This window comes from Verrucomicrobiota bacterium, assembly GCA_016871675.1.
Taxonomy (GTDB): Bacteria; Verrucomicrobiota; Verrucomicrobiia; order Limisphaerales; family VHCN01; genus VHCN01.
In genome coordinates this window covers 13689-26025 of record VHCN01000002.1, presented here as the reverse complement: position 1 = coordinate 26025, position 12337 = coordinate 13689, and the positions used below count along the sequence as shown (strand labels likewise).

At 65.7% G+C, this 12337-nt stretch carries 9 protein-coding genes and 3 pseudogenes; 6 read left to right on the top strand and 6 right to left on the bottom strand.

What is annotated here, in order from left to right; all coding sequences use genetic code 11:
• Positions 1-20 precede the first annotated feature (20 nt).
• The 4 genes and pseudogenes from rho to FJ386_00920 all read right to left on the bottom strand — a co-directional run bounded on the left by rho (position 21) and on the right by FJ386_00920 (position 4601).
• Positions 21-1436, bottom strand: coding sequence for a transcription termination factor Rho (gene rho, locus FJ386_00935; GenBank protein ID MBM3875272.1), 1416 nt, complete (start codon positions 1434-1436; stop codon positions 21-23).
• Between the two features lie 354 nt (positions 1437-1790).
• The gene (locus tag FJ386_00930; GenBank protein ID MBM3875271.1) at positions 1791-1994 is read right to left on the bottom strand and encodes a hypothetical protein; all 204 of its coding nucleotides are present in this window, start codon (positions 1992-1994) and stop codon (positions 1791-1793) included.
• Positions 1995-3076: 1082 nt separating this feature from the next.
• A pseudogene (locus tag FJ386_00925) lies at positions 3077-3259 on the bottom strand (type II secretion system protein).
• 1150 nt (positions 3260-4409) lie between these two features.
• Positions 4410-4601, bottom strand: a pseudogene (locus FJ386_00920) (type II secretion system protein).
• A gap of 176 nt (positions 4602-4777) precedes the next feature.
• On the opposite strand from FJ386_00920, the gene lysA reads away from it, so the two are divergent.
• The 3 genes from lysA to FJ386_00905 are packed head-to-tail and all read left to right on the top strand — an operon-like array spanning position 4778 to position 7929.
• Entirely contained in the window at positions 4778-6076 is a 1299-nt protein-coding gene (lysA, locus tag FJ386_00915) for a diaminopimelate decarboxylase (GenBank protein ID MBM3875270.1), read from the top strand.
• A gap of 5 nt (positions 6077-6081) precedes the next feature.
• Positions 6082-7059 (top strand): hypothetical protein, encoded by a 978-nt coding sequence (locus tag FJ386_00910; GenBank protein MBM3875269.1) that lies wholly within the window; start codon positions 6082-6084, stop codon positions 7057-7059.
• 24 nt (positions 7060-7083) lie between these two features.
• Positions 7084-7929 carry a glucosamine-6-phosphate isomerase gene (locus tag FJ386_00905; protein MBM3875268.1) on the top strand — a complete coding sequence of 282 codons (846 nt, stop codon included), beginning with the start codon at positions 7084-7086 and terminating at the stop codon, positions 7927-7929.
• 6 nt (positions 7930-7935) lie between these two features.
• Here the strand turns inward: FJ386_00905 and FJ386_00900 are convergent, their stop codons facing one another.
• A complete protein-coding gene (locus FJ386_00900) occupies positions 7936-9234 on the bottom strand; it encodes an MFS transporter (protein MBM3875267.1) in 1299 nt (432 codons plus the stop codon).
• Between FJ386_00900 and FJ386_00895 the strand changes: the two genes are divergently transcribed.
• Both FJ386_00895 and FJ386_00890 read left to right on the top strand, forming a co-directional pair.
• On the top strand, positions 9233-10591 hold the full coding sequence (locus tag FJ386_00895; protein MBM3875266.1) for a hypothetical protein: 1359 nt from the start codon (positions 9233-9235) through the stop codon (positions 10589-10591). The two genes, FJ386_00900 and FJ386_00895, sit on opposite strands and share 2 nt — an antisense overlap.
• Positions 10588-10948: pseudogene (locus tag FJ386_00890) on the top strand (hypothetical protein). Before FJ386_00895 ends, FJ386_00890 begins: the two are co-directional and overlap by 4 nt.
• Here the strand turns inward: FJ386_00890 and FJ386_00885 are convergent.
• The gene (locus FJ386_00885; protein ID MBM3875265.1) at positions 10828-11445 is read right to left on the bottom strand and encodes an HAD family phosphatase; all 618 of its coding nucleotides are present in this window, start codon (positions 11443-11445) and stop codon (positions 10828-10830) included. The pseudogene FJ386_00890 and the gene FJ386_00885 sit on opposite strands and share 121 nt — an antisense overlap.
• A gap of 104 nt (positions 11446-11549) precedes the next feature.
• Between FJ386_00885 and FJ386_00880 the strand changes: the two genes are divergently transcribed.
• Positions 11550-12332, top strand: a complete 783-nt coding sequence (locus tag FJ386_00880; protein ID MBM3875264.1) for a cyclic nucleotide-binding domain-containing protein — start codon at positions 11550-11552, stop codon at positions 12330-12332.
• The last annotated feature ends 5 nt before the right edge of the window (positions 12333-12337 follow it).

Below are 12337 nucleotides of genomic sequence, written 5' to 3'. Positions count from 1 at the left end.
CGATCGGAAGATGGGCGCTCCTATCCAAGGTTCATCCCGAGCAGGAACTCGATGTTGCTCTTGGTTTTCTTGAGCTTGCCGAGCAGCAGTTCCATCGCCTCGACGGGCGGCACGCCGGTGAGGGCGCGGCGGAGGAGGACGACCTTGGCGTATTCCTGGGGGTGGTAGAGCAGCTCTTCCTTGCGAGTGCCGGAGAGTTCGACGTTGATCGACGGGAAGATGCGCCGGTCCACGAGGTGGCGGTCGAGGTGAACCTCCATGTTGCCGGTGCCCTTGAACTCTTCGAAAATCACTTCGTCCATCCGCGAGCCGGTGTCGATGAGCGCCGTGGCCATGATGGTGAGCGAGCCGCCTTCCTCGATGTTGCGCGCCGCGCCGAAGAACCGCTTGGGCTTGTGCAGCGCGTTGGCATCCACGCCGCCGGAAAGGATCTTGCCCGAGTGCGGCTGCACGGTGTTGTAGGCGCGGGCGAGGCGGGTGATGGAGTCGAGGAGGATGACGACGTCCTTCTTGTGCTCGACCATGCGGCGGGCCTTTTCGATGACCATCTCGGCGACCTGCACGTGGCGCTCGGGGGGCTCGTCGAAGGTCGAGGCGATCACCTCGGCGGGCTTGCACGAGCGCTCCATGTCGGTGACTTCCTCGGGGCGCTCGTCGATGAGCAGGATGATGAGGTAAGCCTCCGGGTTGTTCTTGATGAGCGCGTTGGCGAGTTTTTGCAGCAGCACGGTCTTGCCGGTGCGCGGCGGGGCGACGATGACGCCGCGCGATCCCTTGCCGATGGGGCAGACGAGGTCGAGCACGCGCGTCGAGAGTTCATCGGGGGTCGTCTCGAGGATGAACCGCTTGTTCGGAAAGAGCGGCGTGAGGTTGTCGAAGTGCGTCTTCTCCTTCGCGATGTCCGGGTCGATGTGGTTGACGGACTCCACCTTGAGCAATGCGAAAAACTTCTCCTTCTCCTTCGGCGGGCGGATGTGGCCGGCGATGAGGTCGCCCGTCTGCAAGTCGAACCGCCGGATTTGCGACGGCGAGACGTAGATATCCTCGGGACACGGCAGGTAGTTGAAGGCCTGCGAGCGCAGGAAGCCGAAGCCCTCGGGCAGAATCTCGAGCACGCCTTCCGCGAAGAGTCCGCCGGAGCGCTCGGCATTCTTCTTGAGGATGGCGAAGATGACCTCCTGCTTGCGCATCGTGCCGAAGTTCTCGATGCCCATCTCCTTGGCCCGCTTGTTCAACTCGGACACCGGCATGGCCTGAAGTTCGGAGATGTGAAGGGCCGGTCCGGTGGGGTCGGGCGTCTTGTCGCTGTTGGCGCCGCCATTCGAATCGGCGGCCGGTTCGGGTTGCGACGGGCGGTGCTTCGCCTGCTGCGGGCGCGCGGGCCGGGCGGGCGCTTCCTCGGTGGAAGGCCCCGGCGGTTCGACGGGCGGGAACATCGGCTCGGCGCCAGTCGGGACTGGTGCTTCGGACGTGGAAGGGTCGCCTTCAGGAGGCAGGCCTTCGCCGGACTTGGGTTTCTTCGGTTTGGCTACGCGTGGCATAATATGACAGTCAATGAGAACGACGGCAGGGCAAAGCAGCCGGAGCTTGCGTGGTGAACGGCGAATTGGACGGCCAATCGCGGTGATTGTTCAAGCCGAAGCTGTGTCCTGCCGGGGATTTTTTCCGCTCGGGAACTGGTCGGAAGCGGTTATCAGGCGGTCAGTGCGCGGACACGCTGAAGAAGCAGCCGGACGGTGTCAATGACTTTGATGGGGGCTCCCGGGCGACCTTGACGCGCTCCCGCGGCCTTACGGCGCGAGGAAGAGCCTCTTCGTCCTCGGATCGTAGCCTAGTCGCTGCCCCGGCGGGGCCTTGGGGAGTGCCGGCATCATCGGCCACTTGTTGAGTTGTTCGAGCGATTGCGGGTAGTCGGAAATGGACTGGTTCACCATCGCGAGCCGCCTGTTATAGGCTGCCAACACCGCCGGCGTGGCGAGTTCTCCGCCTTTCAAGTTCGCGCCCGCGTTCGGGTCGATATCCGCTCCAGATTTGAGTTCGTTGACGCCGGAGGCCGGAGCTTCTGAAACGTCCGGCCGACTCGTAACCGGTGCGGGGACGGACGGTGCCGCTGCACCACTGGGAGTGACTGGCGCAGCCGGAGTCGCTGCCGCGGGTGGCGGTGCAGGCTTGGCCACAACGGGCGGACTGGTGGATGGCGGCGGAGTCTTTGTGCAGGCAACCAGCCCGAGGCACGCTGACAGCAGCACGCACGACAACGCGCTGACGTTGAAGCGCGTCCGCTCCCGGAATGGGGAAAAATCCACGGCTCGGGCGCGTGGCTGGTTTTGAATGTGTGCCATGGATCGGTTCACGGGAAGGCCGGGTCGGCAGCGGCCCGGTTGTAGGCGTTGGTGTAGGAAAGCAGGTCCGCGTGCCCGTCCGCGAATCCGATGTTCGCCTTGAGCTTGGAGTGGCACACTCCAAAGTAGTTTCCGTAGGTCCACCCGCCGTCTTCGATCCACGGTCCGCCTGTATTGCCGGCGTAGTTGATGGTGACGGTGGACGCGTTTTGGTTGACATCGATGACCTGGGTCACCGGGACGCGGAACTCCGTGACGCCGTGATCGTAGTCGGTCCGTTCCTCGACCATCATGAACTTGCCGTCGGGCCGGACCACGGAGGTCAGGCGCGCGGGCACTCTGGTGGATAACTGTCCCGCCGCGTCGTAGCGGAAGTCGGAACCCATGCCGTTCGCGCTGTATCCGTTCAGGGAGTAGCTGAAGCGATAGGGAGGACGGGCGGCGTTGTAGTGGGGGCGCGTCGCCCACCTGCGGTCGGTCGGACACCGGAGAATCAAGTTCCCATTGGTGCGTGAGCCCGCCTGTAAACCGCCGATAAAGGCGGCGATGCGGCTCTTCTCGAGCGGGCGCGGTGGATTGGCCGTGGTATTCTGGTTTGGACCGACGCCGGGGTCGGCCGGGCTGCCGTTCTGATACCAAATCCAGTCCTCCCACGCGTTGCCGCGGGCATTCTGCGAGGCGTAGGCCGGGAAAACCTCATCGAAGTCACCGCAATACATGATCATGCCCGTGGTGAGCTGCTTCATGTTGCTGAGACACTTGGTCTGGTGTCCTTTGGCTTTCGCGCTGGCCAGAGCAGGGAGGAGCATGCCGGCGAGAATCGCGATGATCGCGATGACGACAAGTAGTTCGATGAGCGTAAAGCCGACTTCCGGCTTGCGCGAGGGGCCGATGGCGTGGGTGGTGGTCGCGATCATATTCAATGTCATCGTGAATCTGCCAACAGGGCGGCGCGCTATGCGCGAGGACTCACGCGAGTGAGAGTCGCGCGATCGGCCAGTCAGTCCAGATAAATCTTCGCGGTCCGATAATCCATGGCCTTCAAATCGGGCTTGTAAACGAGCCGCTTGCCAGGAGGTGGAGTGGGCAGGGGGGGCAGTGCCCGGCGTTGCCTCAAGTCCGCCAGATCGCTGGGGATGTCGCTCACCCGGTGGCAATACTCGAACAGGGCCTTGTTGTAGGCTTCGATCTCGCCCGGGGTCGCGATTCGACTTCCCGAAACCGCCGGCGCGGGTTCTGTCGAAGGGGTTGGCTGCGCCGCCGGCGCGACGGGGGGCTGCGGCGGAGGCGGTGCGGCAGACGGCGGAGGATTGATTTGGACCGGCGCTGCTGGAGCCGGCGTTTCCCGATTGCATGCCGATGCCAATAAGCAGACGGCGGCAAGCACTTGGAGTCCGGTTTTCGTATCCATGGCGCAATGATCCGATTTCAATTCCGCGCGACAGCGAACGTGTCGTTGAAGGCATTCGTGTAGTTCAGCGTATCGCAGTGACCGTCCGCGAAGCCCGTGTTTGCCTTGAGCGCATGACGCACCGTGAAGGGATCGTTGCTCCCCACCCAGCGCCCGTCGGATATCCATTCGGACTGCGGGCCAGTCAACGGATAGATGCCGCGGCCGTCCTCCGGGCCACCTCGCTCCTCGGCGACCATGAACTTGATTTCGGGCCTCGTGACATTGATCAAACGGTTGATGACGATCGAGGTGCGGTTGAGATTGATGCCGGTCGCCATCCCTTGGCCCGCTGTGAAATCCATCCGTGCGTTGAGGGCGAAGCTGTATCGGAACGGCATGCGCGTGGCCACTTGAGGGTTCGGCCGCTTGTCCCATTCCAAGTCAGCGGGGCAACGAAGCACGCTCACATTGGTCCGGGCAGCCATGGTCAGGCCGCCGATGTAGGGGGCGATCTGGCTCTTGGAAATGTCCCGTGGAGTGCCCGTGATCGCGTTGGGCGGAATCGGCGTGTTTTGCCAGTGAATCCAATCCTCGGGCTGCGCGCCGTTGGCGTTCTGGGACGCGCCGCTCGGGAAAGCGTCGTCGAAATCGCCGACATACATCAGGAAGCCGGTCGTGAGCTGCTTGCAGTTGTTGAGACACTTGGATTGCTGGGCCTTCCCCTTCGCCTTCGCCAGCGCCGGAAGCAGCAAGCCGGCGAGGATCGCGATGATGGCAATGACGACGAGGAGTTCGATCAGGGTGAAGCCTTTCCCGCCGCGGTGGGTTCGGGAGGAATGCACGGGAGTTGTGGAGGAGGTCGTCATCGTTGTTGAGGCCTGGAGACACGCCGTGCGCGATGGTTTGCTGCTGGCACAGGCGGCCTCATGAAACAAACTGGGTGAAAAAACAATGTGCCGTCGCCCGGTTGGTGTCAAGCGTCGGTGCGGCGCAAGCTCAATTCCTTTGAACGGCAGGGAGCGCTTTGGCATAACTCCGCGCCATGCATGACTTTCATTGCGTCGGCGGCCGGTTGTTCTGCGAGCGGGTGAGCGTCGAGTCACTCGCCCAGAAGTTCGGCACGCCGCTCTTCATCTACTCGCAGCACACGCTCGAGGATCATTTCGGCAAGCTCGACCGCGCCCTCGCGCCGCTCGACCACCTCGTCTGCTACGCGATGAAGGCCAACTCCAACGCCGCCGTCATGCGCACCCTCGCCGACCTCGGCGGCGGGTTCGATGTGGTCAGCGACGGCGAACTCCGCCGCGTCCTCGCCGCGGGCGGCGACCCGCGAAAGTGCGTGTTCGCGGGCGTCGGCAAGACGGAGGCCGAGATCGAGTTCGCGCTGCGCAAGGGCATTTATTCCTTGAATGTCGAGTCCGAGCCCGAGCTCTCGCGCATCAATCGCGTCGCCGCGCGGCTCAAGACGATCGCGCCTGTTGCCGTTCGTGTGAACCCCGACGTGGACGCGGGCACGCACGCCAAGATCACCACCGGCACTTACGAGAACAAGTTCGGCATCGCGTTCGAGCAGGTTGAGGGCGTTTACGCGCGTGCCGCGAAGCTCAAGAATCTCCGGTTGCGCGGCATCCAAATGCACATCGGATCGCAGCTCACGAGCGTGTCGCCGTTCGAGGCGGCCGTGAAGAAAGTCCTGCCCCTCGTGCAGAAGCTCGCCGCGCGGCATCGTTTCGAGTTCTTCAGCATCGGCGGCGGGCTCGGCATCATTTACAAGCCGGCGCTCGCCAGCGGTCCCGGCGCGTGGTGGGGGACGGCCGCGGCGAAGAACATACTCACGCCCGCGGCCTACGCGGCGCGGCTCGTCCCGCTGCTCAAGCCGCTCGGCCTGCGCATCCTCGTCGAACCCGGCCGCTTCATCGTCGGCAACGCCGGCGCGCTCGTCACCCGCGTCGAATACGTGAAGCGCACCGGCAGGAAGACCTTCGTCATTGTGGACGCCGCGATGAATGACCTCATCCGCCCGGCGTTTTACGATTCGTTCCACGAGATCGTCCCGGTGCGGCAGAAGCGCGGGGCGCTCGTCTCCTCCGACGTGGTCGGGCCCATCTGCGAGTCGGGGGATTACTTCGCGAAGGACCGGCCGCTCCAGCGCGTCGCCGAGGGCGACCACCTCGCGCTGCTGAGCACCGGCGCTTACGGCTCCGTGATGGGCTCGAACTACAACACGCGCCCGCTCGCGGCGGAAGTGCTCGTCAACGGCCGCAACGCCGCCCTCGTCCGCGCGCGACAACGCACCGGGGACATCTGGGCCAACGAGCGTTTCGCCCCGTGGCAGAAATGACGGCCGTGCCCGCGACTTCCCTCACTTCCGACTGGCTCGCGTCCGGCCGAGTCCTGCGAGAACCGCCCGGCGCCGGGCGCGGCTACTGGGCCGGCGCGCCCGGCGTCTGCTACGCGCCGGATGAAAACGCCTGGTATCTCACGTATCGCCTGCGCCGACCCCGCGGGGTGCAACCCGACCGCGGCGGCGAGGCTCGCATCGCGCGCTCCACCGACCTCGTGCATTGGCACGACGTGTGGTCCGTCACGAAGGACAGGTTCAACACCGCCTCCATCGAACGCTGTTGCCTGCACAAGGACGCCGACGGCTTGTGGCGTTACTTCGTGAGCTTCGTCGATCCCGCGGACGGCCGCTGGTGCGTCGAAGCGTTGCGCGCACCGCGGCTCGACGCGCTCGACCCCGCGAAGTCGCGCCGGGTGTTCACCGCGTCGCCGTTCGGCCTCGAGGGCGTGAAGGACCCGTGGCTCTTCGAGAAGGACGGCGTGTTCCACCTGTTCCTCAGCGTCGCGGTGCCCACGGCGCGCACCCACGCCGGATCGCACTCCACGCTCGACATCTTCAACACCGGCGAATGCGTCAGCGCCACCGCGCTCGCGACGTCGCGCGACCTTGAGCGGTGGGACTGGCGCGGCGTCGTGCTGAAGCCCGGCGCGACCGGTTGGGACAGTTATTGCCAGCGCATCAACAGCGTCGTTTCCAGCGGCGGACGGTGGCTTGCGTTCTACGATGGCAGCGCGAGCGAATCAGAGAACTACGAGGAGCGCACGGGCCTCGCCGCTTCAACAGACCTGCTGCACTGGACACCGCTCACGCCGGGTGGCCCCGCGTTCACCAGCCCGCACGCGTCCGGTTCGCTGCGCTATCTCAGCGCCGTGACCGTGGGCGACCGGGCGCATCTGTTCTACGAGTGCGCCCGCGCGGACGGCGCGCACGAGTTGCGCTTCGCGATGTGCGACGCCTCGTCGCTGGCGTTGAAGGAGTGAGCAGGCAGCTTCGCCTCACCACTGATGGAATCGCTGCCCGACTACTTGCGCGTGTCGCGTGAATCGCTCGGTCACGGCGCGCCTGTAAAGGTTTGCGTGCTCGGCGACATGGCGTCCATCGCGCGCGACCTCGCCGATGCGATGAAGGCGGAGATTTTGGAAGCCCGCTCGCAAGGCCGCGCGGCGACGCTCATCGTGCCGGTCGGCCCGGTGGACCACTGGCCCCTGCTCGCCAGGTCCATCAACGACGAGCGCATTGATTGTCGCGAGACGGTTTTCGTGCAGATGGACGAATACCTCACCGACTCCGATGTGTGGGTCGACGAGTCGCATCCGCTGAGCTTCCGCGGCTACTTGAAGCGCGCGTTCTACGATCTGCTCGATCCCGCACTCGCGCCGCTGCCGGAGAACCGCGTCTGCCCCGACCCGCGCGACTGCGGCGCGGTGCAGCGGCTCATTGACGCGCGCGGCGGCGTGGACGCGACTTTCGGCGGCATCGGCATCAACGGGCACATCGCATTCAATGAACCGCCTGAGCCGGGCGAAACTTCGACCGTTGAGCAATGCGCCGCGCTGCCCACGCGCGTGCTGGGGCTCTCGCGCGAGACTCGCACCATCAACGCGAATACCGTCGGCGGCAGCATCGAGGTCATCCCGCGCCGCGCGGTGACGGTGGGCATGAAGGAAATCCTCGCGTCGCGCCGCGTGCGGCTCTACTGCAACCGCCCGTGGCAGAGCGCGGTCGTCCGGCGCGTGTTGCACGGACCGGTCGCGCCCGGGTGTCCCGCGTCGCTCATCCGACTGCACGCGGACGCGAGCATCACGGTGGCGGATTTCGTGGCGGCGTTGCCCGACATCCGGCTGCGATGACGCGGCTCAGTCCGGCAACGGCGCGCCCTTCGTCTCCGGCAGGAACTTCAACACCACGAGCCCCAACAGGAACGTCAGCGCGAGCAGCGTGACCGCGAGCCGCAGGTCCATTCCGGGAAGCCCCTTGAGCCAGCCGGCGAACACGAGCGCGCCCGCCGACAGGATGCGCCCGCCGTTGAAGCAGAAGCCCGTGCCCGTCGCGCGCAGATGCGTCGGAAACAACTCGGGAAAGTAAATCGCGTAGCCCGCGTGGATGCTGAGCGTGAGGAAGCCATACACCGGCAGCAACAGCAGCAGCGCCTCGTAGCTTTGCGGCAGCCAGCACACCACCGGCACGATGCACAGCGCAAGCACGTGCATGAGCGCGAATGCCCGCTTGCGCCCGAGCCGCGCCGCAAGCGGGCCGAAGAACAGCAGCCCGAGTCCGCCGCCCGTCGCCTGCACGTAGCCGTAGGCGACCTTGGCTTTTTCCGCGGCGACCTTCGCGTCCGTGCCGTGGCGGAGGAGAAACTCGCGCGCCAGATCCTGTCCCGCGATGACCACTCCCCAAAACGTGCTGAGCCCGACCGCCGCGAGCAGCAAGCCGAGCAGGGCGCGGCCACGCCAGCGCGGGTCGCCGAGGAGTTCGCCGAGGCTGCCGCGATTCACCGGCTCGCCGCGCGCGGATTTCTCGGCGAGTGCGGTCCAGCGCTCGGGTTCCTTCACGCTCGCGCGCACCCACAGCACGAGCAGCGCGGGCAGGATGCCGATGAGATACGCGTGCCGCCACTCGGCGCCGACCCACAAGCCCGCCCACGCGGCCATCCACGTGCCGAGAATGCTCGTCGAGTGGAAGATCGCCGACGCGTGTGTTCGCGCGTGCTGTGGAAACACCTCGGCCACGAGCGCCGCGGCCACCGACCATTCGCCGCCGACGCCCATCGCCACGAGGAACCGCAGCACGGCCACCTGCCACAGCGAGTCCGCGAAATACGTGAGCCCGCTGAACACCGAATACATCAGGATGGTCACGACCATCGTCGGCCGCCGGCCCCAGCGGTCCGCGAGCGAGCCGAAGAGAATGCCGCCGAGCGTCCCGCCCGCGAGGAACACGCCGAGGAAAAAATCCCCGTAGCGTTTGATGTCCGCCTCCGTCGCGCCCGGGCCGAGAATGTCCGCGAGCATCTGCTGGCGCGTGATGTTGAAAATCTGCCCTTCGAAGGTGTCGAAGACCCAGCCCGCCGACGCGATCGCAAGCACAAGCCACTGGTAGCGCGAGACGCCTTGATACCATCGCGATGGAGGGGCCGGCGCGGGGTTGTTCATGAGGATGCGCGATGCTGGCGCGAACAGGCCGGCGCGGGCAAGGCGAATGACCCGCGGGTGGCTCCCAAAGGCACCGCGACTCGCGACACTTTATTCTTCCGGGGCGCGGGGCGCATTCCTACGCTGCGGCCCAATCGCGATGCCCGCGCCACCTCCACCGCTACCCGAGGGTCCGCCTCCACTGCCGGAGGTGGCGTCGAACGCGGCGCGTTTTCACGCGCTGGACAGCTTGCGCGCGGCCGCGATGCTCCTGGGCGTATACCTGCACGCGGCCATTTCGTTCATGACGCTGAACATTCCCGACTGGGCGGCGCAGGATGTGAAGCGGCATCCCGTCTTCGATCTTTCCGTCGGCGTCATCCACGGCTTCCGCATGCAGTTGTTCTTTTTGATCGCGGGATTCTTCGGCCACATGCTCCTCGAACGGCTCGGGCGCGACGCTTTCATCGCGCACCGCGCGAAACGCATCGGTCTGCCCTTCGTGCTGGGGCTCGTGACGATTTCTCCGCTGGTCGGTCTCGCGTGGTCCATGGACAAGGGCTGGCTCGCGAAGTTCTTCGCCGGGGGATTCATCATCTCGGTGTTCATCCCCTGGCACCTGTGGTTCTTGTATTACCTCTGCATCGTCTACGCGGCGGCGGCGGGACTCGGCGCGCTCCTGGCGAAGCCGGGCGCGCGGGAATTCGCAACGTCGCTCGACCGCGCCTTTGGTGCGGTCGCGGGGAAGTTGTGGACTCCGTTCCTGCTCGCCGTGCCCGCGTTTCTGCTGCTCCTCACGTCGCGCCAATGGGGCGAGATCGAGCCGATGCCGGGCGTGTCGCTTCTGCCGAGTCCGCGCGCGCTGGTGTATTACGGGATGTTCTTCGGCTTCGGGTGGTTTCTTCACCGGCACGTGGAATTGCTCGACGCCATCAAGAGGCAGGCATGGATTTGTGCCGTGCTTGCGATTCCGTTCTGGCTGATGCACGCCGGGGCGCTCGTCGCGCAGGGGACCGCGCCCAAGCTGCTGCACCCCGCGCTCAAGGCGCAGGCGTGCCTGGGCTCGGCGCTTTATGCGTGGCTCGCGACATTTGGCGTGATGGGGTTGTTCCTGCGCTTTGCGGATGTGTCGCGGCCGTGGATTCGCTACCTGTCGGACTCGGCCTACTGGGTTTACCTCGCGCACCTGCCGGTGGTCGTGATGCTGCAGGTGCTGGTGTCGAAGTGGCAGATGAATGTATTCGCGAAGTTCGCGCTGCTGATGACCATCGCGCTCGCGGTGCTTTACGGAAGCTACCACTGGTGCGTCCGCTACACGGTCGTGGGGACGTTGCTCAACGGCCCGCGATCGCGCGACTGCACACCCACCCAATCATGATCCACGTCATCGCCACGATTGAACTCAACCCGGGCAGGCGCGGGGAATTCCTCGCTGAACTGCGGGCGCTCGTGCCGACGGTGCTTGCCGAACCGGGCTGCATCGCATACGGCCCGGCACTGGACGTTGCGACGAACGCCCCGGCGCAGGGAGGCGCGCGCCGATGTGGTCTCGATCGTCGGGCGATGGGCGGACCTTCCCGCGCTCGAAGGCGTTCGGGGACGCGATGCAGACCTTCAACGGAGCACTCCGGCGCGGCGAGCCGCTTCGATGGACTTCTCGGGCGTTTCGTGCAGCACCGCCTGCCAGCCGCGCGTTTGCGCCGTCTCAATGTTCTCCGGCCGGTCGTCGAGGTAGAACAACCCGCCCCCGCGCAATGTCGTGACGCCTTCGACCGCCTCGTAGAGCCGCGGGTCGGGCTTCATCGCGCCGTGCTCGTAGGAGAGCACGAGCGCATTGAACTGGTGCATGAATGGAAACCGCGCGCGAAGGTGTCGCACGGCGAGTTCGTTCGTGTTCGAGAACGCAAACGTCGGCACGCCCTGTGAGACGAGCCGCTCCAGGAGCGCGACCATCGGCGCGATCGGCGTGAAGATGTCCGCGAACACCCCGGCGAACTCGTCCAGGGTCCCTCGAAACCCGCTCCGCGACTGCACCTCGGCGAAGAACTCCCGCGTCGTCATCGCTCCGGACTCGTAGCGGTGCAACAAGCTCGACTGATCGAGCAGCGCGCGCAATTCGCCGCCCGACATGTCGCTCCGTGCCGAGAGCGCCCGCGCCATGATGCCGTAGTCAAAGTCGACGAGGACCTTGCCGAGATCGAAAATGGCGGCGCGCGCGCGGAGCATCGACACGCGCGACGGAACACAAAGCGCGGCCCGGCGGCAAGCCTGAGATCGACGGGAACGACTCCGTAATTTTCCTTCCAACGATTTCCCGGATTGGCTACAAGACGCTCGTGAACCCGGAAGAGCAACAGGGAGCTGGGGAGTCGACGGAAGCCGCCGCAGGCGCGGCGACCGACGTCGCGGCCGCGACGGGCCCCGGTTTCAAAATCTGGGCGGTGGACGATGTCGTCTACGGCCCGGTCGATTTGCCGACCCTCGTCGAATGGATCGCGGACGAGCGCGTGCTCGCCGACACGTGGATCTTCTCCGAGAAAGCCGACAGCTGGCACAAGGCCAGCGCGCTCCCGGACACCAAGGGCCGCTTTCAGGGCGGCGGTTCGCCGGCCTCCGCGCCGGCACAGGCCAGCCCGCTCATTGCCGGCATCAAGCCCGGCCATCTTCGCCGCGTGAAGATTCTCTCCGACATGACCGACCAGCAAATCGGCCGGTTCGCGCAGTTCATGGAAGTCGTCCAGGCCGCGCAATTCCGCGAGATCGTCAAGAAGGGCGAACCCGGCGACTCCATGTTTCTCATGCTCGACGGCGAGGCGCGCGTGCGCACGTTTGTCGGCGGCAAGGAGAAAATCCTCGCGACGCTGCGCGTCGGCGAGTTTTTCGGGGACATGGCGCTCTTCGACCACGGCCCCCGCGCCGCGGATGTCGTGGCCAACCTCAACTGCACCCTGCTCAAGATTTCCGCTGACTCGCTCATGCGCCTCACGACAGAGGCTCCCGAGCTCGCCACGCCGTTCCTGGTGGCGATTTGCCGCACGCTCACCTCACGCATCCGCGCAGACAACAAGCGCTTCACCGACATGATAGCCATGAGCGCGGCCTCGGGACGGGGCGGCTGATTCGC

Bases quoted from the DNA above. Each gene is read 5' to 3' on its own strand.
- rho (MBM3875272.1), bottom strand. From the start codon at position 1,436: ATGTTCCCGCCCGTCGAACCGCCGGGGCCTTCCACCGAGGAAGCGCCC.
- FJ386_00905 (MBM3875268.1), top strand. From the start codon at position 7,084: ATGGAATCGCTGCCCGACTACTTGCGCGTGTCGCGTGAATCGCTCGGT.
- FJ386_00900 (MBM3875267.1), bottom strand. From the start codon at position 9,234: ATGAACAACCCCGCGCCGGCCCCTCCATCGCGATGGTATCAAGGCGTC.
- lysA (MBM3875270.1), top strand. From the start codon at position 4,778: ATGCATGACTTTCATTGCGTCGGCGGCCGGTTGTTCTGCGAGCGGGTG.
- FJ386_00895 (MBM3875266.1), top strand. From the start codon at position 9,233: ATGAGGATGCGCGATGCTGGCGCGAACAGGCCGGCGCGGGCAAGGCGA.